Annotated in this window: 13 protein-coding genes and 1 pseudogene; 6 read left to right on the top strand and 8 right to left on the bottom strand. The window is 71.4% G+C overall.

The features are described 5' to 3' along the window. The first annotated feature begins 245 nt into the window (after positions 1 to 245). The gene (locus tag E0504_RS41850; protein WP_235013795.1) at positions 246 to 1,382 is read left to right on the top strand and encodes an amidohydrolase family protein; all 1,137 of its coding nucleotides are present in this window, start codon (positions 246 to 248) and stop codon (positions 1,380 to 1,382) included. A gap of 95 nt (positions 1,383 to 1,477) precedes the next feature. Here the strand turns inward: E0504_RS41850 and E0504_RS41845 are convergent, their stop codons facing one another. From E0504_RS41845 to E0504_RS41815, 7 genes are all read right to left on the bottom strand, one after another. Continuing rightward, a complete protein-coding gene (locus tag E0504_RS41845) occupies positions 1,478 to 3,319 on the bottom strand; it encodes an NAD(P)/FAD-dependent oxidoreductase (RefSeq protein WP_112105486.1) in 1,842 nt (613 codons plus the stop codon). Positions 3,320 to 3,428: 109 nt separating this feature from the next. After that, positions 3,429 to 5,051 carry an SMP-30/gluconolactonase/LRE family protein gene (locus E0504_RS41840; RefSeq protein ID WP_112105457.1) on the bottom strand — a complete coding sequence of 541 codons (1,623 nt, stop codon included), beginning with the start codon at positions 5,049 to 5,051 and terminating at the stop codon, positions 3,429 to 3,431. Between the two features lie 186 nt (positions 5,052 to 5,237). Continuing rightward, a complete protein-coding gene (locus E0504_RS41835) occupies positions 5,238 to 7,745 on the bottom strand; it encodes a CoA transferase (RefSeq protein WP_235013797.1) in 2,508 nt (835 codons plus the stop codon). After that, the gene (locus tag E0504_RS41830) at positions 7,742 to 8,173 is read right to left on the bottom strand and encodes a Zn-ribbon domain-containing OB-fold protein (RefSeq protein WP_071065666.1); all 432 of its coding nucleotides are present in this window, start codon (positions 8,171 to 8,173) and stop codon (positions 7,742 to 7,744) included. Before E0504_RS41830 ends, E0504_RS41835 begins: the two co-directional genes overlap by 4 nt. A 1-nt stretch (position 8,174) precedes the next feature. Next, positions 8,175 to 9,329 (bottom strand): thiolase family protein, encoded by a 1,155-nt coding sequence (locus E0504_RS41825; protein WP_071065667.1) that lies wholly within the window; start codon positions 9,327 to 9,329, stop codon positions 8,175 to 8,177. Then, positions 9,316 to 9,870, bottom strand: coding sequence for a PaaI family thioesterase (locus E0504_RS52830; protein ID WP_131627132.1), 555 nt, complete (start codon positions 9,868 to 9,870; stop codon positions 9,316 to 9,318). The genes E0504_RS41825 and E0504_RS52830 overlap by 14 nt, the downstream gene beginning before the upstream one ends. Positions 9,871 to 9,880: 10 nt before the next feature. After that, positions 9,881 to 11,083, bottom strand: a complete 1,203-nt coding sequence (locus tag E0504_RS41815; RefSeq protein ID WP_112105459.1) for a cytochrome P450 — start codon at positions 11,081 to 11,083, stop codon at positions 9,881 to 9,883. Positions 11,084 to 12,118: 1,035 nt separating this feature from the next. Here E0504_RS41815 and E0504_RS41810 point away from each other — a divergent pair. The 5 genes and pseudogenes from E0504_RS41810 to E0504_RS41790 all read left to right on the top strand — a co-directional run bounded on the left by E0504_RS41810 (position 12,119) and on the right by E0504_RS41790 (position 20,422). Next, positions 12,119 to 13,351, top strand: a complete 1,233-nt coding sequence (locus E0504_RS41810; protein ID WP_071065669.1) for a CaiB/BaiF CoA-transferase family protein — start codon at positions 12,119 to 12,121, stop codon at positions 13,349 to 13,351. Positions 13,352 to 14,113: 762 nt separating this feature from the next. Further along, complete coding sequence (locus tag E0504_RS41805) at positions 14,114 to 15,430, top strand: ABC transporter substrate-binding protein (RefSeq protein WP_373693993.1); 1,317 nt, start codon at positions 14,114 to 14,116, stop codon at positions 15,428 to 15,430. A gap of 56 nt (positions 15,431 to 15,486) precedes the next feature. Then, the gene (locus E0504_RS41800) at positions 15,487 to 18,345 is read left to right on the top strand and encodes a branched-chain amino acid ABC transporter permease/ATP-binding protein (protein WP_131627128.1); all 2,859 of its coding nucleotides are present in this window, start codon (positions 15,487 to 15,489) and stop codon (positions 18,343 to 18,345) included. Then, positions 18,341 to 18,496, top strand: a pseudogene (locus E0504_RS41795) (CoA transferase); the annotation flags it as partial. The gene E0504_RS41800 and the pseudogene E0504_RS41795, both read left to right, overlap by 5 nt. Positions 18,497 to 19,105: 609 nt before the next feature. Beyond that, positions 19,106 to 20,422, top strand: coding sequence for an ABC transporter substrate-binding protein (locus E0504_RS41790; RefSeq protein WP_165938786.1), 1,317 nt, complete (start codon positions 19,106 to 19,108; stop codon positions 20,420 to 20,422). 54 nt (positions 20,423 to 20,476) lie between these two features. Here the strand turns inward: E0504_RS41790 and E0504_RS41785 are convergent, their stop codons facing one another. After that, positions 20,477 to 23,080: an ATP-binding protein gene (locus E0504_RS41785; protein ID WP_131627126.1), complete on the bottom strand. Its 2,604-nt coding sequence runs from the start codon at positions 23,078 to 23,080 to the stop codon at positions 20,477 to 20,479. Between the last annotated feature and the right edge of the window lie 30 nt (positions 23,081 to 23,110).

Genomic DNA, 23,110 nt, shown 5'->3' with positions numbered 1-23,110 from the left:
TCACATGGGTACGGGTGCCGACCAGGCCATCGAAGACGCCACCCAGGGGTCTCCCAGCGATCCGCGGCCGGTTACCGATACCTGGCGTGATTTTTTCCCGCGCCCGTGACCATGCTTCTGTGATTCCGTTCTCCTTCGCCGCCGGAGATTTTCGGCGGCGACCGGCGGCGATTCCACAAAAGCCGACCCAGGGCGCTGGACACGCCTGCCTTCAGACAGGCGTCCCGGAGAGGACGGCACCAGCAATGCTCGACCACCCCGTACTTCCCGTACCCGACGTTGTTCCCCTACCCGAATCCGCGGTCCCGGGTCGCGTTCCCTCTCGTCGCGGGCTGTTCCTGGCCGCGACCGGTGCCGTCCCCGCGGCGGTCCTGACGAGCGGCGTGGCCGCGGCCGCGGTGCGTCCGGGAGGGCCCGGCCAGCCCGCTGGGGACCTGCCGCCGCGCGTCGACGTGCACCACCACGCCATGCCGGCACCCGTCCGGTCCTGGCTGGTGGAGCACGGCATGCTCCCACCGGCGGGCGGCCCGCTGTTCGCGCGGTGGGATCTCGGCACCACCCTCGCCACCATGGACCAGCACGGCATCCAGCTCGCCGTCCTGTCCGCGCCGGTGCCGACCGCGTTCACCCCAGTGCCCTCGCAGGCCGCGGAGCTGGCGACCATCGCGAACGACAGCCTGGGCACGCTTGCCCGCGAGCAGCCGTCCCGCTTCGGCTGGCTGGCCAGCGTCCCGTACCTCGAGCCGAACGACGCCGTGGCCGAGATCGAGCGGGTGTACGGCGGCCAGGCGCCCGACGGGGTGCTGCTCACCGCGCACGCCGGCACCCAATACCTCGGTGACCCGGCCCTGGATCCGGTCATGGCGGCCCTGAACGACCGGGACGCGGTTGTCCTGGTGCATCCGTTCGACCTGCCCGGCGCGTCCCCGATCGCGGTGCCGTCCTTCGTCGTGGACTTCATGGCGGACACCACCCGCGCTGCCGTGCAACTCACCGTGTCCGGTGCTCTCGACCGTTTCCCGCGGATCCGGTGGATCCTCGCGCACGGCGGCGGCGCCTTCCCGTACCTGGCGGGCCGCCTGGCGCTGGGCCGCGGCCTCGGCTACGGCGCGGACCCGGGAGCGATCAGGGCCGCGGTGCGGCGGTTCTGGTACGACACCGCTGGGCCGATGTCCCCGTACGCCACGCCCAGCCTGCTCGCGGCCGCCGGTGCCGGGAGGATCCTCTACGGCTCCGACTACAACGCCATCCCCGCGGCGACCGTCGGCGAGAGCCTCGCGGCCCTACGCGCCGACCCGGCGCTGGACGCCCCGGCGCGCGCGGCGATCGCCCGCGGCAACGCCCTGCGCCTGTTCCCCGCCCTGGCACAGCGACTGGGCTGAGGGAACGCCGCACCGGACCGCGGCCGGCACTCGCCCGCATGGTCGGACGGCGGGCGTCCACGTCTCCCTCGTCGTGGACGCCCGCCGTCCGCGCCTCAGTCGCTCAGGACCAGTCCGGCCAGGTCACCGGCGTCGCGCCACTCCTGCAACAGCTCCTCGAACGCGTAGAAGCCGGGCCCGTAGGGCTCCCCGAGGAACCACCGGGCGTTCGACTCGCCCTCGCTGTTGTAGTAGCCGGGGGTGCACTCGGTGACGAACCTGGTGTTGTCGATCTTGTTGTCGCGGATGGTCCGGACCCAGCCCTCCTCGGCCTCGGCGGTGGGCTCCACGACCTTCGCCCCGCGCGCGATCGCCTCGCCGAGGATGTAGGCGATGTGGTCGGCCTGCTGCTCGAACATCTTGGTCGTGGACGCGGTGACCCCGCCCTGGATGAAGCCGGTGGCGAAGTAGTTGGGGAAACCGTGCGCCATGATGCCGTGCAGCGTGCGGAAGCCCTTGCCCCAGTGGTCGTAGAGCGATCTGCCGTCACGGCCCGCGAGCGGCCTGATGTCCAGCTGCCGGTCGAGAGCTCCGGTGATCTCGAAGCCGCTGGCGAACACGATGCAGTCAACCTCGTGTTCGATGCCGTTGGCGACAACCCCACGCTCGGTGATCCGCTCGACGCCCTTGGAGTCCGACACGTCGACGAGGGTGACGTTCGGCAGGTTGAAGGTCGGCAGGTAGTCGTCGTTGAACACCGGACGCTTGCACAGAATGCGGAAGTACGGCTTCAGGAGCTCCGCGGTCTTCGGGTCCTCGACGACCTGGTCGACCCGCTGCCGGATCCGCTCCGCGACCCGGTAGTCCTCGGCCTCGTGCAGCTCCATGAACTTCACGGGGTCGGCCAGCGCGCCCCAGCCGTTCGTGGAGTTGAGGTGCGCCGCGAGGTTACGGGCGACCTCGGTCCAGGCGTCGCAGATGTTGTCCGGCTCACCCGGCGAGTAGAACGCGAAGGTCGCGTTGTGGAAGTTGCGCTGGCGCTCCTCCCGCCACCCGGGCTTCAGACTCGCCACCCATTCCGGATCGGTCGGGTAGTTGGAACGCTCGAAGACGTAGGACGGCGTCCGCTGGAACACCGTCAGGTGCTTCGCGCCGCGCGCCAGGTGCGGGATCGCCTGGACGCCGCTGGAGCCGGTACCGATCACGGCGATCCGCTTGTCGCCGATCTTGTCCAGCCCGCCGTGCAGGTCACCGCCGGTGTAGTCGAAGTCCCAGCGGGCGGTGTGGAAGGTGTGCCCCTTGAAATCGGTGATGCCGGGGATGCCGGGTAGCTTCGGCCGGTTGTAGGGCCCCTGGCACATGATGATGAACCTGGTCCGGATGTCGTCACCGCGGTTGGTGACTATCCGCCAGCGCCCGATCTCCTCGTCCCACTCCAGCGACTGGACCATGGTGTGGAACAGCGTCTTGTCGTAGACGCCCAGGTGGCGCCCGATCCGCTGGGCGTGCTCGTAGCACTCGTCGCCGTGGGAGAACTTCTCCTTCGGGATGAAGCCGGTCTCCTCGAGCAGCGGGAGATAGCAGTAGGCGTCCGAGTCGATCTGGATGCCTGGATAGCGGTTCCAGTACCAGACGCCACCGAAGTCGCCGCCCAGTTCCAGGATTTTGAAGTCGGAGATCCCCTTCTTCTGTAACCGGTCCGCGGCGATCAGTCCCGAGAAGCCGCCACCGAGGATCACCACCTCGATCTCAAGGTCGATCGGCGTGCGGGGCGTGAGCGGCGTGTGCGGATCGGCTTCGTAGAACTCGGCGAACTCGTCACCGGACTCGACGTACTGCTTCTGGCCGTCAGTGCGCAGCCGCCGGTCCCGCTCGGCGAGATACTTCTCGCGAAGCGCCTCCTGATCGACCTCGGGGGTGATCGTCGGCGCACAGTGATCCAGGGGCGATCGGTACATGAGAGATCCTCGGTCCTGCTCGTGGTCACGGTCGGGAACGGCGGGTCCGGTCATGGCCGGCTCCGCGGGATTTCGATCGGCCGGGTCGGTATGTCCACGGCGCGGCTGCTCAGCGTTCCGGCCGGAGGGCCAGGACGCTGCCCTCGGCGTCCGCCGAGACGTACAGGGTGCCGTCCGGGCCGGCGGCGATACCGGCGAACGGGCCCTGCGGCCCCGAGAACGGCGGCTGCCCGCGCAGCGGCTTGGGGGTGACGCCGGGCGGGGCACCCACGGGGAGGTCACGCGCGATCGTGGTGCGCGCCCCGGTGCCCGGGTCGACGTCTAGCAGCGTCTTGGCGCCGGCGTCGACGATCAGCAACCGCCCGCCCCGGGCCAGGATGCCCTGCGGCGTGTCCAGACCGTCGACGACGGTCTCCGCGCGTGGGCCGCCGACCGAGACGATCCGCCCGGCGCCGGCCTCGGACACCAGGCAGGCCCCGTCGGAGCCGAAGGTCACGCCGACCGGCTTGTCCAGTCCGGTGGCGAGGACCTCGATCTCGCCGGCTCGGACAGCCAGCACCCGGCCGCGGCCGAACTCGGCCGCCACCACCGCGCCGTCCGGCGCGATCGCGACACCGTAGGGCTGGTCCAAGCCCTCCGCCAGCACCTCGCTCACGAATTCCGCGGGCCGGAAGCGCGCGATCGTGCCATTGCCCGTGGTGACGATGAATTCGCCAGGCCCGGTGGTGGTCACCCCGCGGACGAAGCCGGGGCTGCCGGGGCTGAACAGCATGCCGACGGTTCGCGGGGAGCCGCCCGGGCTCAGCGCGTAGAAGAACGGACCGTCGGCGATGTAAAGGGTGCCGTCCGTGTCGAGGGTCAGGTCCAGCGGCCAGTTCAGGCCCCCGGGCAGCGTGGTCCGGGTCTCGCCGCCGCCCAGCACCTCCGTGATCTCTCCGGTGAAGTTCGAGACGAACAGCCGGCCGTCGAGAAAGGTGCAGTTGTCGAGGCCGGGCTGGAGTTTGGCGAGCACCTCCCGATCGCCCGAGCGCGGGTCGATGCGCAGCACCTCGCCGGTGTGTACCTGGGTGGACACGATGAATCCGGCGTCGTCGAACTTCACCGAGTCCGGCACACCCAGGTCGCCGGCGACCCGCTGCGGCTCGCCGCCGTCGGGGTGAATACGCCAGATGTCGTTGGTGGCCATGGCCGGGTAGTAAAGAAAGCCGTCCGGGCCGACCTCCATGGCGTTCGGCATGCCCAGGTTGTCCGCGAGCACCCGGGGCGCGCCGCCACCGAGCGGCAGCTCCATCAGCCGGCCGCCGGGGCGGCACTCGTTCACGAACAGGCGGTCCTGGTACACGGTGATGCCGTTGACGGCGGGCATGTCCTCGCCCACGACCCGGACCCGGCCGTCGGTGCCGAGGACGCTCACCCGGTCGTCCATGTACTCGGTCGCGTAGATGTTGCCGGCCGAGTCGAACGCGACGTCGTCCGGGCCGACGATGTCGCCGCCCTTGGGGCTGACGGCCTCCACCGCCCCGGTGTCGACGTCCAGCGCGCTGATCTGACTGCCGGTCACCTGGGCTATGTATATGCGGCCGTCGGGACCGGTGCGCAGCCCGTTCGCACCGAAAAGCCTGCTCGTCGGCGTAAGTCGGTCCAAGGTCCAACCCGCCGCGAGGGTGGTCGGAGCAAGGCTGGTGTAGCGCGCCCCTTGAGCCAAGGTTGAGACCCCCTGTACTGAGGACATCGGTGTCCGCGAGACGTGTCCGCCGCCTGCCGTCGGATGGCAGGCGCGCGGACCACCTCTGTACTGGTTATGTGTCTGGTTTATGACCGTATATCTTTACAAGGATAGCAATGCTGGCCGCCATCCTCAACAGCCATCTCGAGAACAGCGGCGCCTGGTCAGAACGACCCATTGTTTGCTGAAAAGCTAATGGGTGGAAGGCGTCGCCTCCTGTAGCACACCCTCGTCGACCAGGCGCTCGATTTCCCCCTCGTCGAGGCCGAGCAGCTCGCGGGCGATCCGGCGGGTGTGCTCGCCGAGCATCGGCGCGGGGCGCAGCTCGACGTCCGGGATGTTCCGGAAGTGCGCGGGGGTGTTCTCGCTGGGCATCGGCCGCGGGATCAGCGGGTGCCGCGCGGTGCGGAACGCCCCGCGCGCCCGGAGGTGCTCGTCGTCCAGCAGCTCCGTGAGCCGCAGCATCATCCCGGCCGGCACGCCCGCCGCCTGGAGCTCGGACGCCGCGACGCGGGGCGGGCGCAGGCGGGTCCACGCCGCGATCAGCTCGTCGATCTCCTCCGAGCGGGCGAGGCGGTCCTGCGTGGTCGCGAACCGCGGGTCCGCGGCGAGGGACGGGCCACCGATCACCGCGGCGAGCCGGTGCCAGTCCGCGGAGTCCCGCACGTCGACGACGACCCACTCGTCGTCACCGCCGCACGGGTAAACGCCCCGCGGCGCGTGCCGCTGCGAGCCCTCGGCCCGGCCGAGCGACGCCGCGGCGTACAGGTCGGGATTCTGGCCGAGGATGACCTCGGCCTGGGCGACGCTCACGGTCCCGCCACGGCCGGTGCTGCGCCGCCGGACGAGCAGAGCCAGGACGCCGATCGCCGCGACCCGGGCCGCGACGTGGTCCGGGTAGATCGTCGACGCGTCGGCGAAGCCGCCCGAATCACCGGCGAAGCCGCCCGGATCACCGGCGAAACCGTCCGGGTCGTCGGAGGTGTCGTCCCGCCACAGCAGGCTGATACCGGTCGCGGCGCGCACGAGGGGGCCGTAGCCGAGCCAGTCGCCCCACGGGCCGTCCGCCCCGAAGGCGCTGGAATCGGCCACCACCAGCCGCGGGTTGACCCGGTGCAGCTCGGCCACACCGAGCCCCAGCTTCTCCATCGTCCCCGGCTTGAAGTTCGACAGCACGACGTCGGACTGCCGCGCGAGCTCCAGGAACAGCGCCCGGCCACGCGGGTGGCGCAGGTCCAGCCCCAGGCTCGCCTTGTTGCGGTTGCCCCAGGCGAAGACGGGGCTGATCGGCTCCACGGTGAGCGACTGCCGCGAGCCGTCGGGGAACGCCGCGCTCTCGATCTTGATCACCTCGGCCCCCATGTCGGCCAGGAGCCGCCCACTCTCCCCACCCACGACGATCACGCCGAGATCGAGCACCCGGAGTCCGTCGAGCGGCCGGCGCGACGCGGGAGGCGCCTGAGGCGCAGGAGGCGCAGGGGGCTCGGTGGTGCCGGCCGCATCGGGTCCCGCCACCGCCGCCGGACGATCACCGGGGGCCCCGCTGTCCGGCGGCTCACCCGCCGGTTCAGCCGCCGACTCACCGGCCCGCAGTGCCGGTGTGCGCAGGCCGGCCCGGTGGCCGTCGATCCCGAGCAGACAGTCCGGGACGAGCATCTCCCCCTCCGGCGTGGCGACGCCGGTGAACGTGCGGCGGGCGGCGAAGTGGTCCGCGCGCAGGACCCCGGTGAGGTCGAGCACCGCCGCCGCGGGAATCCCCAGCCGCTGGAGCTCGGCCGCGACCTCGTCGCGTTTCCGGTTGGCGAGCAGGCGACCGATCTCGGGATGCAGGACGTCCGCGACGGCGAAGCGCCGGGACATGTCCGCCAGCTCCGGGTCCGCGAACCGGGCGGGACGGCCCATCCACTCGAACACGGCCCGCCACTGCCGGGGCTTGAGGATGCACAGCCGGACGTAGCCGTCCGCGCAGCGGAACACCGGATAGAGATGGCCGGCGGCCGGGCGGCCCCGGGGGCCGTCGGAGGTGGGGATGCCGCTCGTCGCGGAACCCGCCATCCCGTAGCCGGGGTCGATGACCTGGACGGCGGTCTCGAAGACCGACACCTCCACGTCGTCGCCGACACCGGTGACCAGCCGGTTGTGGTGGGCGAGCAGCGCCGACCACGCCGCGACCAGCGCCGAGGACTCCGTGGGCAGGGCGGCCGGTGGGAGCAGCGGTGGCCGGCCGGGCAACCCCGAGCGGGAGAGGAAGCCGGCGAGCGCGGCGTGCACGGCATCGGTGCCGGCCCAGTCCCGGTAGGGCCCGGACCGGCCGAACTCGGTGACGGAGACGACGACGAGCGCGGGAAACCGGCGCCGGAACTCACCCGCGTCGAGGCCCAGACTGTCCGGGAGCGACTCGGTGAGCCCCTCGATGACGATGTCGCTCCTCGCGAGCAGGCCCAGTAACCGCTCGCGGCCGCCGGCCGCCGCGAGATCGAGCGCCAGGGCGCGCTTGTTGAAGTTGTGCGTCTCGTGCCGGACGTCCGTACCGGGCGCCCGACCAGGAGCGTCGAGGGTTCCGGCCGGCTCGACCCGGACGACGTCGGCGCCGAGGTCGCCGAGCACCCGCGAGGCGAGCTCCGCGCCGCCGCGGCACAGGTCGACGACCCGGACGCCGGCCAAGGGCAGCTCGGCGCCGCCGCCCGACAGCCCCGTCACGGTCGCTGCCCCGTCCGGTCGGGCGGGGACCCGGCGCTGCTCTCCGGGGCGAAGCACGGCAGGGCGCCGCCCTCGCAGTCGAGGAACCGCACCCGGACCGGCAGGCCGACGGCCACCTGGTCCGGATCACAGTCCACGATGTTGGTCAGCATCGTCCACTCGCCGTCGACCTCGACGGTGGCGAGGACGAACGGGGTCGCGAAGTCCGGGGACAGCGCCCGGTGCACGACCGTGTGGGCCACGACCCGGCCCGTCCCGGTGCTCTCCACGTAGTGCCAGCCGGGCTCGCCGCATCCCGGGCACAGGCGTTCGGGGGGGAAGTACCGGATCCCGCAACCGCCGCAGTAGGGGACGAGCAGGCGATGCTTCGCTGCGGCGGACCAGAACTCGACGGAGAGCTCGGAGGGCGTGGGTGTCGATCGTGTCATTTCAGGCCTTCCCCAGGACGACGACCTCGTAGTGCCGGGTGCCGGACCCGGCGTTCGCCACGACGGCGACCTCGGCCCCCGGCACCTGGTGGACCGCCGTGCCGCGGATCTGCCGGACCGCCTCGGCCACCTTCAGCGTCATGTGCTGGGTTCCGTTCCAGGAGTAGGACAGGCAGCCACCCTCGGGGTTGGTCGGGTACCGGCCGTCGAGGGCGATGTGCCCGTCGTCGACGAACGCCCCGCCCTCCCCCTCGCCGCACAGCCCGATCACCTCGAGCTGCCTGAGGAGCTCGAACGAGTTGGGGTCGTAGAGGGCGAGCACGTCGGCGTCCCGCGCTGTGACGCCCGCGGCCCCGAACGCCCGCTGCGCCGCGGCGGCGCCCAGCCGGCCCACCGTCCGGTAGTCCAGCGGCGGCATGCCGTGGTTCCCGGCGAACTCCATCCCGGCCCCGAGCACGGCGACCGGCTGGTGGGGCAGATCGCGCGCCCGTTCCAGCGAGGTGAGCACGACGGCTCCGCCGCCCTCACCGGTGATGCACACGTCGAGCAGGTGGAACGGCGTCGCCACCAGGGGCGAGGCCAGGATGTCGTCGACCGTGTACGGGCCCTTCCCGTACATCATCGCCTCGGGATTCGACGAGCCGTTGTTCCGGATCGTGGCGGCGACGGTCGCCAGCTGCTCCGGGGTGGTCCCGAACCGGCGGATGTACCCCTGGGCGACCAGGGCGAACAGGGGAATGGAGTAGGCGCCCCAGACGTCGACGAACTCGACCTCCGCCACCGCCACGCCCACCGGCCCGCGGCCGCCGAACCTGCCCGACAACCCGCCGCCGACGACGGCGACGTCGCACAGGCCCGCGGCGATCGCGGCAGCGGCCTTCATCACGCCGCGGGCACCGGCCGTGTCGAGCATCCCCTCGCCGACCCAGTTGAGTGACCGCCCCAGCGAGCGCGACCACGAGGCGCTCTCGTCGACCGTCCCGCCGGGGCCGGGCCAGTCCGCGGCGACCCCGTCGACGTCCGCGGGCCGCAGGCCGGCGTCGGCGATCGCGCCGAAGACGGCCTCCTGCGCGAGATCGAGTGCGGTGCGGTGCGGCAGCCGACGCGCCTGTTCGGTGGCGTGCAGCCCGACGATCGCGACGTCACGCAGTGCCATCTGAGCCCGCCTCCTCGCGGCCGAGCCACTCCCGGGCCCGCGTGTAATGACTCATCTCGCGTTCGACCAGGAGCGCCGTCGCGTGCGCGAGCTCAGTGCCGCTCGACGCGAGGTGGATGCTGCCCTCGACGGTCCATTTCCCGCCGTCCTTACCGGCGAGCCAGGCCCGCGCGGTCAGCGGCCGGTTGATCGGCACCGGCTTGCGGTAGGTGACGCTCAGCGCCCCCGTCACCGCGAGCTGTTCCATCTGCACGGCGAGGTGGCCCACGATCTCGACGAACACGCCCGAGATCCAGCCCCCGTGCGCCACGCCCGGGCCGCCCTCGTGCTCCGGGCCGCAGCGCAGGCGGTAGTGGGCCGACCCGTCCGCGGCCAGCGTCTCTTCTTCCATCCCCATCCGGCAGCGCCCGAGCTGCCGGCAGGGGGGACACAGGACTGCGAACAGGTCGTCGCCGACCGGTTTCCAGTTCGGTTCGGTTCCGTTCGGCTGCACTGTCAGCTCTTCCGGCTGCTCCGTCAGCTCTTTCGGCTGCTCTGTCAACGTGACCGCCCTACCACTCGACCGGGAGCGACTCCGGGGCCCGCACGAGCAGGCCGGACTTCCATGGCAGTTCCTCGACCGGCACGCCCAGCCGCAGCGAGGGGAACCGGCGCAGCAACGCGGCCAGCGCGACCTGCAGCTCCATCCGGCCCAGCTGGGCTCCGAGGCAGTAGTGCGCGCCGTACCCGAAGGCAAGGTGATGGTTGGGGTGACGAGTGAGATCCAGTTCGTCCGGATGGTCGAAGACGGCCTCGTCACGGTTCGCGGACTGCGCGAACACGATCACGGCCTCGCCGGCCGACACCGTGACGTCGCCCAGCTGGACGTCCTCGGTGGCCACCCGGGGGTTGTTGCCGCCGGTGGACAGCTGGACGTGTCGCAGCAGCTCCTCCACCGCGCCGGGTATCAGCTCGGGCCGCGCACGCAGCGCCTCCCAGTGCCCGGGCTCGGTGAGCAGCACGTAGATGAAGTTGGACAGCTCACTCGCGGTGGTCTCGTGACCGGCGATCAGCAGGGTGATGCCGATGTCGATCAGCTCCTCCTCGCTGAGCCGATCCTCGTCGTCCCGCGCGGCGACCAGAGCACCCAGCAGGTCGTCCGTCGGGTGCGCCCGGCGGAGGGCCACCAGCTCGGCGAGGTAGCCCGCGAGCCTCGCCCGGGCGTCGACGACCTGTTCCTCGGTGTAGGCGGTCGTCGACAGCATGACGTCGGCGAACTCACGGAACCGGTGCTGATCTTCCGGCGGCACGCCGAGCATCTCGCAGATCAGCGTGACCGGCAGCGGCAGGGCGAAGCCCCGAACGAGATCGGCGGGCGGCCCCGATCGCTCGATCTGCTCCAGGTGTGCCTCGACGATCTCCTGGGCACGAGGGCGTAACTGCTCGACGCGACGGCCGGTGAAGGCTCTGGAGATCAGCAGGCGTAACCGGGTGTGCTCCGGCGGGTCCATGCTCAGCAGCGCGGACGGCTGCGCCGGCCGCGGGGTGGTCCGTGGGACGTCCTCCCGACCGACGGCCGCGGCGCGGCTGAGTCGCGGGTCGGAGAGCGCCTGCTTCATGTCGTCATAGCGGGTGACCAGCCATCCCTCGCCGCCGTAGGGCAGCCGTACCCGGGCGACCGGCTCCTCCCGGCGGATCTTCGCCCACAGGGGATGGACTTCGAGGCCGGCCGATGGACCGAAAGGGAACCGGTGGACCTCGGTGTCGTCGGGCACGGCTTTCCTCCGTTCTCGCCGTCGCAACACAGACAGATCAGGTAAGTGGACAGGGCTCGCGGATCGTCAGGTTCGGGTCCGGGTCAGGACCCACCGGCGGCGCGCGGGAGCCGGCGACCGTCCGACTGCTCCGAGTCGTCGGTCACGAAACCGGAATCCGGGTCAAGGGAGGATTGGGCCGGGTGCACTACGCCCGGACCGGGAAGTTCACCGTGCTGAGCTGTCACCGGCGGCACGGTGCTGAGGAAATCACCCCGGCGTCCTGCCGTGGTTCACCGGCACGCAGCCACGACGCACGGCACCTTACGGAACCAGAATGCTGCCTGCTCTTTGTCAAACTCCGGCGGAAAACACGCAGCCGCCAGCAAACACCGCGCCGGCGCCCGTCAGTTCTGCGCGATCCGGAACTCGCCCACCACTGCGACCGGAGACGGAGTCGCCCTTTCCGACACCGCCTGCCGACTCGCCGAGGGCCGCCCCCTGGATGGCCGCAGCCGCCGACCAGATTATAAACGATCTTCGGACGCTAACATTGACAAGATTAGAAGCCTTATCTCGATGTGTCTACTCCCATCTCGACACCCGGCGCGGATCCCGCGGACAGGAGCTGACCGGATGGAAGGTTGACCAGGCCGCAGGCAACCTCACCCTGGCCGCGCAGCCAGAATCGTTCCAGCAGGTCAGGAGCACTTTCCGACGATTTCACCGAGGACCGCGCGCGAGCTCACCGGCGTCGGGCGAGCGCGCAGCACGAGGGTCTCCGGCCCCGCTCGCAGTTGGCGGCCGGCCGGACTTCGAGCGGGTGAACGGGGCCTGGAACGGCGGAGCCCACCGCCACCCGACAAGCTCCGTGTACGGACCACTTTCGGAGCAACAAACAGGCCCGGGCTGGCCTGAATCTGCTTTGCGACAAGCAATGGAGCGTCCGGACGGATGAGGGCCTGCGCGGCAACTAAATACAAAGACGCAGTTGACAGGCCGTAGGGGCCGGTGGGATATATCGGTACCGACGTGGCGCGACGGGAGGCGGCGCAGATGGCTCGACCGATGGAGGGCGTCCGAGTGCTGGAGGTCGCCCAATACACTTTCGTCCCCGCCTCCGGAGCGGTTCTGGCCGACTGGGGCGCGGACGTGATCAAGGTCGAACACGCCGAGTACGGCGACGCCCAACGCGGGCTGATCCGGCTGCTGGGTCTCGATGTCTCCAGCAACGGAAACGCGTTCTTTCCCATCATGGAGGCCCCCAACCGCGGCAAACGCAGCATCGGGCTCGCGCTCGAAAAGCCCGGCGCGCGCGTCGTTCTGGAGAAGCTCGTCGCGCGGGCCGACGTGTTCGTGACGAACTTCCTGCCCAGGTCACGGTCCCGACTGAAGATCGACCTCGAGGACATCAGGGCAATCAATCCCAACATCATCTATGTGCGGGGCAGCGGTTTCGGCCAGCGTGGCCCGGAGCGTGACAAGGGCGGGTACGACGGCACCGCGTTCTGGGCCCGGGGCGGCAGCGCGTCGGGCGTCACCCCACCCGGAGCCGAGCGGATGACGAAGATGCCAGCCGGCGCCTACGGCGATTCGATGGGCGGGCTGACGATCGCCGGCGGCATCGCCGCGGCCCTCTACCGGCGCGCGGCGACCGGTGAGCCCTCGGTGGTGGACGTGTCCCTGCTCGGCGTCGGAGCATGGACCACCCAGTTCTCGGTGAACCTGGCCCTGCTGGCCGGCGGACCGCTGCCGGACGTCGAGGAGCCCCGGCACGGCGCGCCGACGAACCCGCTGATCGGCGCCTTCCGGACCGCGGACGACCGGTGGCTCCAGCTGTCGATGCTCCAGCCGGGGGTGTACTGGCCGGAGTTCTGCACGGTCGTCGGGCGCCCGGAGCTCGCCGAGGACGAACGGTTCAACTCGACCGAGAAGATCATGGCGAACGCCGCGGAGGCCGCCGATCTGGTGGCCGAGATCATCGCCTCCCTGACCTACTCCGAATGGCTCAAAACCGTCGAGGGGATGAAGGGCCAGTGGGCCGTGGTCCAGGACGCCTGGGGCGTCGGCCAGGACGTTTCGCTGCGCGCCAACGGCAACATAGGAACCCTCGTCGACGCCGAGGGCAGGAACCGTGAACTCGTCGCGAACCCCGTCCAGTTCGACGAGACACCCGCAGACCTCGGCCGCGCGCCGCGCTTCGCCGAGCACACCGACGAGATCCTGCAGGAGCTGGGTTGGTCGGAGGAGGAGATGATCCAGCTGAAGATCGACGGCGTGGCAACCTGACCCGGGCCGCGGGAAAGTCCGAGGTATCACCCACCCGATCAGCACCAGGCCCCCGGCCTGCGCCCGGTCGGCGAACTCCGCGCATTCGCCCACTACTCGCCGCCTGCCGCCGAGAAACCCGCCACGCACCGCACCGTAAGCACCGATCACATGATCGGAAGCACTGCCGTCACCCATCCGACACCGAAAACTCTCCACGGAGAGGCTCACCGCAACCCACACCGGTTCCCGGGCCGTTTCAGAATGTGCCGGCAGACGCCGACGTCGATGTCGCTCCCCGCCGGGCCCTGCCCGCCGTGCGCTGTGTCCTGACCCCGCCGCCAGACAACGGGATCGCATCCAGAACACCCGGATCAGACCGGAACAAACCCATCCCGAATCGCACCACGACTCGGCGGACTCATCGGTGGTTGACTTCCGCCTGGGCCGCGGGCCGGCGTGCCCGTGTACCCAGAACCTGATTCCGGTGTGCCGCCGCGCGCATCACCGAATGTGTGGCGGCAGCGGTCCGCTCGCCTCAGCCCGTCAACTCGGAGCATCGCCACCTGCATATTTCTCCAGATTCCGCTTGTGAAACGGACAGGCGGTCCGTACCGTGGCCGTTCATATCGGACCGGAGGTCCGATTCGACAGATCGACCGGCCGGGGACCCGGCCGCACCGCCAGGCGGGTGCGGCCCGGCGGCCTGCGATCTCGCCACGAACCACACCGTCCCGGCCGACGGAAGTACAGATCACCTATCGCGAGACGAGGGACATCAACATGCGGAATTCGGGGATCCTGCTCGGCAGGTCGGCATGCGGACGGCAACCGCGACAGCCGGTGGGCGTGCGCTTAGCCGCGTTAGGAGCTTTAGGTGCTCTGGCCGCGAGCCTGTTCCTCGCCGGTTGCGGCGACAGCGACGACAACGGGAGCAGCGGGACGGCGGGCGACACCGGGACCGCCGCCGAAGTTCTGGGCCCGGTGGCGCAGGCAAAAGGTGACCCGGTGAAGATCGGAATCATCTCGGACGGCAAGGGCCCCGCCGCGGACCTCTCCTACGAGTTCAAGGTCTCCGAGGCGACCGTCAAATACCTCAACGAACACCGCTCCGGAATCGCGGGCCGGCCCATCGAGCTGGTGGAGTGCGAGGCGCTGGCCGACCCGGCCAAGGCCACCGACTGCGCGAACCGGATGGTCGAGGAGAACGTCGCCGCCGTCGTCGTCGGCTCGGCCGGGGCCGGGGAGCAGATCTGGGAGCCGCTGCACGCCGCGCACGTCCCGGTGATGTTCTACACCGCCAACGGCGCCGGGTCGCTGGGCGACCGCGAGTCGACCTTCGTCCTGGCCGACCAGTTCTTCCCCCTGGTGACCCTGCCGGTCAAGGTCGCCAAGGACGAGGGCGCCAAGAAGGTGACGGCCATCGCGATCGACCTGCCCATCACCAAAGGCCTCTTCCAGATCATCAGGCCTCAGCTCGAGCAGCAGGGCCTCGCGCTCGACGTCATCCTGATCCCGCCGGGCACCGCCGACATGACGCCGCAGATGCAGAGCATCATCAGCGGCGATCCCGGGATCGTGCACGTGGTCGGCAGCGACGCCTTCTGCATCAGCGCCTTCAACGGACTGCGCGCGGTCGGGTACGACGGGCCGCGCACGGCCATCGCGCACTGCGTCAGCGACGCGACCCGGGAAGCCGTACCCGGCGACTTCCTGGAAGGCATGACGATCACCGCGACCGCCCCGATCGGCTCGGACGACCCGGCGATCCGCCTCTTCAACGCCGTGGTGGAGACCTACGGCAAGGACATCGACGTCACCGAGGCCGGCGCCGCGGCCATGTACCTCACGGTCTCCGCCTTCCACTCCGCGCTCGAGGGGATCACGGGCGACATCACCCCGGCCACCGTCACGGCCAAGATCAAGGCAATGCCGGAGAAGGACCTGCCGGGCGCGACCGGACTGCGGTTCCGGTGCAACGGCAAGGCGTATCCGGCATCCCCGTCGGAATGCTCCCGAGGCGGTCTCCTGACGACCCTGGACGAGAAGGGCCGGCCCACCACGTACGAGGCGGTCGGAGTGACGCCGATCGAGGACTGAGACGACGGCCAGCTCGCTGTCACAGCCCTCGACCGGGACGACGTCGGGAGATCGTCATGGATCATGTCGCCTCGCTCCTCCTCGGGCTCGGCAACGGAGGGGTGTTCGCGGCGTTGGCCGTGGCACTCGTGCTGACCTACCGCAGCTCGGGTGTCATCAACTTCGCGACCGGAGCGATCGCTTCCTACGTCGCCTACACGTACGCCTGGCTACGGGACGGCGAGCTGCTCGTGCTCGTGCCCGGCCTGCCGACGTCGGTCGGCCTCGGCAGGCCGCTGGGCTTCGCCGCGGCGGCGCCGATCGCCCTCGCGATCGGCGCGCTGCTCGGCGCGCTGCTCTACCTGCTGGTGTTCCGACAGCTGCGCGAGGCACCGCCGCTGGCCAGAGCGGTCGCCTCCCTGGGTGTTCTCCTCGTGATCCAGTCGCTGTTGGTGATCCGGGTCGGCGTGGCACCGGTGAGCGTCAAGACGATCTTCCCGGGAGAGCGCTGGCGGCTCGGCTCGTTGACCGTGCTCTCCGACCGCTTCTACCTCGCGTTGTCAGTGCTGGTGCTGACCCTCGCGCTGACCGCCGTCTACCGCTTCACCCGCTTCGGGCTGCTCACCCGGGCGACCGCCGAGTCGCAGACCGGCGCGTACGTGAGCGGCGTGAACCCCGACCGGGTGGCCCTGCTCAACTGGATGATCAGCAGCGCGGTCGCCGGCGCGGCCGGGATCCTCATCGCCCCGTTGACCCCGCTCGCGCCGGCCACCTACACCCTGTTCGTCGTTCCGGCGCTGGCCGCCACGGTCGTCGGTGGCTTCCAGCATCTGCTTCCGGCCGCCGCCGCCGGGCTTGCCATCGGCATGCTCCAGGCGGAGGCGATCGCGCTGGCCGCAGACCACTCCTGGCTGCCGCAGAGCGGGTCGGCGGAGCTGGTGCCGCTGGTGGTGATCCTGGTGGCGCTGCTGGCCACCGGACGGGGCCTGCCCGTGCGTGGCACTCTCGTCCGCCAGCCCCTCGGCCGGGCGCCCCGGCCACGTTCGCTGCTCCTGCCGACCGTCATCGGCACCCTGATCGGCGTCATCGCGCTGCTCGCCACCGACGGAACCTGGCGCAGCGCCGTCATCGGCACGTTCATCGCGGCCGTCATCGGCCTGTCCCTCGTCGTCGTCACCGGCTACGCCGGCCAGGTGTCGCTGGCCCAGCTCGCCCTCGCCGGCAGCGCCGCCTTCACCCTGTCCGGCCTCACCCGGAGCTGGCATGTGCCGTTCCCGTTCGCGCCGCTGCTGGCCGCCCTGGTCGCCGCCGTCCTCGGTGTGCTCGTCGGGCTGCCCGCCCTGCGGCTGCGCGGCCTGACCCTCGGGGTCGTCACCCTCGCCCTCGCCCACGCCATCGAGGCCGTCTGGTTCCGCAACACCGACATCGTCAGCGCCAGCGGCGCCCTGGTGACCCAGCCCTCGCTGTTCGGCCTCGACCTGAGCATCGGCACCGGTCACGCGTTCCCCCGCATCCAGTTCGGTCTGCTCTGCCTGGCCGTGCTCGTCGCCACCGCGTGGGGCGTCGCCCGCCTGCGGAGAAGCGCGCTGGGGTCGGCCATGCTCGCCGTCCGCGCCAACGAGCGGTCCGCGGCCGGCATCGGCGTGAACGTCGTGCTCATCAAGGTCGTGAGCTTCGCGCTGGCGTCCTTCATCGCCGGTCTCGGCGGCAGCCTGCTCGCCTACCGGCAGAGCACGGTCACCTACGAATCGTTCACCGCGATCAGTGGCCTGACTCTGCTGTCGACGGCGTACCTCGCCGGAGTGACCTCGGTGTACGGCGGCATTCTCGCCGGTGTGACGGCCGGGACCGGCATCATCTTCATCGCCCTGGACCGGTGGGTCGACCTCGGGGACTGGTTCCCCGTCCTCTCCGGGCTCGGGGTGGTCGCCGTCGTCCTCGTCCACCCCGAGGGGGCGGCCAGCGCCGGCCACCACCTCGCCGACCGCCTGGCCCGCCTTCGCGGCGGACGGAGCCGGAGCGGCGGAAAGCCGGCACCGTCCGCGCCGGCACAGAGCGTGGCAGCGGGGGACGTGGCAGTACAGGACATGGCGGCGCAGCACGCTCCGACCGGGGGGAAGCCGGCGGCGGTCGCAATGGCGGACGCGACCTCGGGGACGGCAGCTGCCCCGGAAGCCGGCACCGCTGTGGACGCGGCGGCGGAAGGGGCGCCGGGTCTCGACGTCACCGGGCTCACCGTGCGCTACGGCGGCACGGTCGCGGTCTCGGACGTCTCGCTGGGGGTGCCAGCCGGGCGGATCGTCGGCCTGATCGGCCCGAACGGCGCGGGCAAGACCAGCGTGATCGACGCGGTCACCGGCTTCACCCGAGCTCAGGGCGAGGTGCGGTTCGGCGGGCAGCGCATCGACCAGCTGGCGCCGCACCAGCTCGTGCGGCGCGGCCTGGCCCGGACCTTCCAGTCCCTCGAGCTCTACGACGACCTCACCGTCGAGGAGAACGTCGGCGCCGCTTTGTTCGGCACCCGCGGCGAGGGGCTGCACCGTGCCCTGCACGCCGCGCTCGACCTCGTCGGCATCGGTGACCGGGCCGACCGGCCCGCCGGTGAGCTCAGCCAGGGTGAACGCCAGTTGGTCTCGATCGCCCGTGCCTGTGCCACCGGCCCCCGGATCCTCCTGCTCGACGAACCGGCCGCGGGACTCGACTCCACCGAGACCGCGTGGCTCGGCAGGCGCATCCAGGCGATCGGCCGGTCCGGCGTCGGGCTGCTGCTCGTCGACCACGACATCGCCCTCGTGCTCGGCGTCTGCGACTACATCTACGTGCTCGACTTCGGAACGGTCATCGCCGAAGGCACCCCGGCCGAGATCCGCGCCAGCCGGGCCGTCGCCGATGCCTACCTCGGCACCACCCACGACACCCCAGCGGTGATCTCGTGAGCTCGTCGTGAACCCCGTCCAGTTCGACGAGACGCCCGCGGAACTCGGCCGCGCGTCACGCTTCGCCGAGCACACCGACGAAATCCTGTGGGAGCTGGGTTGGTCGGACGACGAGATGATCCAGCTGAAGATCGACGGCGTGACGACCTGACCCGGGCCGCGGGAATGCCAGAGGTACGACCTACCCGATCAGCATCGGGTAGGCGGAAGCATCTCTCCGGAAAGACCCTCCCAGGAACCCGGACCGGTTCCTGGGCTGTTCCAGGGTGCGTCGGCCGACGCCGATGCCGGAGCCGTCCGCTATCGGGCTCCGCCCTGCGCGCGCTGTTTCCCGGCCCCACCGCCGGACAATGGCGCGCACCCCGCCCGGAACCAGACCGGAAGCCGGCCCGACTCCGATAACGCGACCGCTACCCGGCGGACTCGTCCACGGGCGCATCACCCGCGCCCAGTATCCGGGCAGCCGCCGTCGCCGTGCTGATCGCCGAACGGCCACCGGCAGCGATCCGTCCGCCTCGGCTCGCCCGTGCAGACCATCGTCACCTGCGTCTTTCTTCGGATTCCGCTTGTGAGGCGGACCGGTGGTCCGTACGGTGGCTCCCTGCATACCGGACCGGCGGTCCGATTCGACGGGATCGGCTGGCCGGGAACTCGACCGTGCCGGCGGCGGGTGACCCGGGGACCTGTGGTCTCGCCACGAACCACACCGTCCCGGCCGGCGGCGGTACAGCACACCCAACGCGAGACGAGGGACATCAACATGCAGAAGTCGGGGATCCTGCTCGATAGGTTGACGCGCAGGCGGCAACCGGGACAGCCGGTAGGCGTGCGCTTAGCCGCGTTAGGGGCGTTAGGCGCCCTGGCCGGGAGCCTGTTCCTCGCCGGCTGCGGTGACAGTGACGACAACGGGGGCGGCGGGACGGCGGGCGACACCGGGACCACCGCCGAGATCCTGGGCCCGGTGGCCCAGGCAAAGGGCGACCCGGTGAAGATCGGTATCGTCTCGGACGGGCAGGGCCCCGCCGCGGACCTGTCCTACGAGTTCACCACCGCCGAGGCCACCGTCAAGTACCTCAACGAGCACGGCTCCGGCATCGCGGGCCGGCCCATCGAACTCGTGCAGTGCGAGGCGCTGGCCGACCCGGGCAAGGCCACCGACTGCGCGAACCGGATGATCGAAGAGGACGTCACCGCCGTCGTCATGGGCTCCTCCGGGGCCGGGGAGCAGATCTGGGAGCCCCTGCACGCCGCGCACGTACCGTCGATGTCCTATACCGCCAACGGCGCCAAGTCGTTGGCTGACGGCGATTCGACCTTCGCCCTCAGTGACCAGTTCTTTCCCCTGGTCACCATGCCGATCACGGTGGCCAAGGACGAGGGCGCCAAGAAGGTGACGGTCATCGCGATCGACCTGCCCGTCACCACCGGTCTCTACCAGCTCACCAGGCCTCAGTTCGAGCAGCAGGGCATCGCGCTCGACGTCATCCTGGTCCCGCCGGGCACCGCCGACATGACGCCGCAGATGCAGAGCATCGTCGGCGGCGACCCCGGGATCGTGCAGGTGGTGGGCAGCGACGCCTTCTGCATCAGCGCCTTCAACGGACTGCGCGCGGTCGGGTACGACGGGCCGCTCGCGGCCATCGCGCACTGCATCACCGACGCGACCCGCGAAGCCGTGCCCGGCGACTTCCTGGAGGGCATGACGGTCACGGCGACCGCCCCGCTCGGCTCGGACGACCCAGCCGTCCGCCTCTTCGAAGCCGTGATGAAGACCTACGGCAAGGACATCGACACGACCGAGGCCGGCGCGGCCGGCATGTACCTCACGGTCTCCGCCCTCCACTCCGCCCTCGAGGGGATCACGGGCGACCTCACCCCGGCCACCGTCACGGCCAAGATCAAGGCAATGCCGGAGAAGGACCTGCCGGGCGCGACCGGACTGCGGTTCCGCTGCAACGGCAAGGCCTATCCGACCCTCCCGGCGGAATGCTCCCGAGGCGGTCTCATCACGACCCTGGACGAGAAGGGCCGGCCCACCACGTACGAGGCGGTCGGAGTGACGCCGATCGAGGACTGAGACGACGGCCAGCCCGCTGTCACAGCCTCAACCGGGATGACCGGCCTGCCGATGTCACTCGGCGTCGGCAGGCCGCCGGCCTGCACCCTCGGGACCACGGGTGTCCCAGCGCAGCTCGACCGTGAGCCGCCCGTCGTCGACATCGACGATCGCCTGGACGGCTCCGGTCAGCGCGGGGGGCTCCGTCTGGCCCGGCCAGGCTGCCGAGACGAAGACGCTGCCGCCCTCGGCGTCACTCCACAGCGTGAGCAGCACCCGGTTCTCCGGCAGCACGGCGAGCGTGCGGTCGAGCAGGTCGACCAGCCCGGCCCGCAACTCCAGCGGAATGTTCGCCGGCTCCCCCGCGACCTGCACCTCGACGGTCATCCCGCGGCCCTCCGCGGCGGCGACGACCGCCTCGATGTCGGCGGCGAGCATGGCCAGGGTGGAGCCCGCACCGTCCTGGACGAGCATGCGGCGGATCGCCCCCGCCTGCCGGGCACACTGCCGACGCCACCGGCGGTCCCGCGGGTCGGCTGTCCCGTCGGCGAGCGCGTCGAGGGTCGGCAACACGTCGTCGCGGATGGCGCCCAGCCACCGCGCCCGCTCCCGGCGGATCATCACGTCGGAGTCCCGGCCGGCGGCCGTCTCCGCCTCGGCGCGGGCGGCCCGCGCGGTGGTGTCGGCGGTCCGCCGCAGCAACGGTCCCATCATGGCCACGATCAGCTGAAGCCCGGTGATTCCGTACGCGAGCGAGAGCAGCCGCGAGACGGTGAGCGGATCCATCACGCCGCGGACGACGACGGTCGCGACCACGGCGGCCACGACGACGGCCATCGCCGCGAGCGACTCCACCGCCCGCCGGGACGCCGTCACGAACGCGACCAGCAACCCCACCGCGATCAGCGGCCAGTTCACCACCCGCAGCAGGTCGCCGTCGTCGACGTTGGCGCTGGCCAGCACCGCCCCGATGGCCAGCGCCGTCACACCGGCCGCCTCCGGCCCCGACAGCGGACGGCGGCGGACCACCGACGCGACGGTGACCGTCGCGGCCGCGAGCACCAGCCAGACACCGACAGCCGTGGCCGCGGAGTGGACCCGTCCCAGCGTGACGAGCAGCGGCAGCAGCATCAGGACCTGCCAGGCGATGGCGAGGGCGGCGATCACCACGCGCAGGCCGGCGGCGTAGTCGTGCCGAAGGTCCGCCGCGGTCGTCTCACGCGTGGTCTCCGCACCGGCCCGGCTACCAGAGGCGCTGCCGGCGCTGCTGCCGGCGGCCGGGCCGCCGGCTGCCGGGCGCGGGTCCGCGTTCGCGCCGTGGTCCGGCCAGGTCAGCGTCACGGTGGTGCCGCGCCCGGGCGCGGAGTCGATCGTCGCCAGGCCGCCGGCGTCCCGGACCCGCGCGAGGACGGACTGACGCACCCCGAGCCGGTCGGGAGCGAATCTGCCCGGCTGGAAGCCGGCGCCCCGGTCGCTCACCCGGATCGTCAGCCGCCGTGGCGACCGCTCCAGGCACACCCACGCCTCGCCCGTCCCCGCGTGCCGCTCGACGTTGGCCAACGCCTCACCGGTGGCGCCGGCCAGCGCGGCCACGACCGCCGCCGACGGCCCGCCGGCCTCCTCACCGGCAGCGGGATACCCGGCAGCGGGATGCCCGTCGGCCGGCTGCCCGTCCTCGAGCGGCGCCGTTCCGGTCAGGTGCACGGTCAGGCCGCGTTCCCGGGCGCTGCTCACCACCGCGGCGAGAGCGGCGTCCAGGCCGATGGCCGGTGGGCCGTGATCGTGGGCGAGCAGGTGGCGCACCGCCGCGGCGCCGGCCGCGCACCGGCGCCGCGCCAGCGCGAGATCGTCCCCGCCGCCCCAGGCGATGCCCGTCAGGATGTTGAGGACAGTGTCGTGCAGCAGCCGTTGACGCTCCCGCCGGTCACGGTCGAGCGCGAGCACGAGCACCCTGGCCCGGTGGCCGAGCATCGCCGAGGTGAGGCGGTCGTCCGCCCGTCTGGTCGACTCGCGCAGGCGGCACACGGCGAGCGCGAACAGGACGGGCACGACCAGGGTGAAGGTGACCGCGGTGAACACCTGGGGCCGCCCGTCATGTCCGCCGACGACGACCGACACCACCAGAACGGTCTCGGCGGCGGCGAACGCGCGCGGCGGCAGCGCCCACGCCGCCGTCAGCCCGGCGTGGAAGACGGCGAGCATCACCCAGCTCCCGGTGTCACCGGCGGACGCCGGCGGCAGGCAGACCGAGCTCAGCGCCGCGGGGGCGGCCGCAGCCACGACGGTGCCGGCAGCGAGCGGCACGCCCACACCGTGGCGCAGGCTGACGACCACGAAGAGGACACCCCACGCGGAGGCCGCCACGACGACCGCCACCGCGGCGGCCTCGTGCGCGTACCAGGAGTTCCACACCGCGAGGTAGACCGGTGTCAGGACGAGGCCGGCCGACCGCAGCGCCGCGAGCGCCCGGACGGTCGACCGCTCCAACGCCGCGCTGGCCCGGGATGACGCCGCGCCGGCCAGGTCGTCGCGGTACCCGGGACGGCCGGTCGCGAACGGAACCGATGGCCACGGTGCCGACATCGACGTGGCCGGGGTAGCCGCGAGAGCCACGGGCGAGGCCCGGTTGCCCGACGGCAGCGGGCGTTCGTGGCCCCCGCCCCCGTCTGACGTCCCCATGACGCCACCCTGCCACGAAGCTCACCGGGC

This window comes from Parafrankia sp. BMG5.11 (assembly GCF_004337455.1).
Note: the sequence above shows the minus strand (reverse complement) of the source record. Positions and strands in the feature narration are given on the sequence as shown.

What these genes read in the sequence shown, in the direction of transcription:
- E0504_RS41850 (WP_235013795.1), top strand. Translation starts at nt 246, where the DNA reads ATGCTCGACCACCCCGTACTTCCCGTACCCGACGTTGTTCCCCTACCC.
- E0504_RS41845 (WP_112105486.1), bottom strand. Translation starts at nt 3,319, where the DNA reads ATGTACCGATCGCCCCTGGATCACTGTGCGCCGACGATCACCCCCGAG.
- E0504_RS41840 (WP_112105457.1), bottom strand. Translation starts at nt 5,051, where the DNA reads ATGTCCTCAGTACAGGGGGTCTCAACCTTGGCTCAAGGGGCGCGCTAC.
- E0504_RS41830 (WP_071065666.1), bottom strand. Translation starts at nt 8,173, where the DNA reads ATGACACGATCGACACCCACGCCCTCCGAGCTCTCCGTCGAGTTCTGG.
- E0504_RS41825 (WP_071065667.1), bottom strand. Translation starts at nt 9,329, where the DNA reads ATGGCACTGCGTGACGTCGCGATCGTCGGGCTGCACGCCACCGAACAG.
- E0504_RS41810 (WP_071065669.1), top strand. Translation starts at nt 12,119, where the DNA reads ATGGCTCGACCGATGGAGGGCGTCCGAGTGCTGGAGGTCGCCCAATAC.
- E0504_RS41805 (WP_373693993.1), top strand. Translation starts at nt 14,114, where the DNA reads ATGCGGAATTCGGGGATCCTGCTCGGCAGGTCGGCATGCGGACGGCAA.
- E0504_RS41800 (WP_131627128.1), top strand. Translation starts at nt 15,487, where the DNA reads ATGGATCATGTCGCCTCGCTCCTCCTCGGGCTCGGCAACGGAGGGGTG.
- E0504_RS41790 (WP_165938786.1), top strand. Translation starts at nt 19,106, where the DNA reads ATGCAGAAGTCGGGGATCCTGCTCGATAGGTTGACGCGCAGGCGGCAA.
- E0504_RS41785 (WP_131627126.1), bottom strand. Translation starts at nt 23,080, where the DNA reads ATGGGGACGTCAGACGGGGGCGGGGGCCACGAACGCCCGCTGCCGTCG.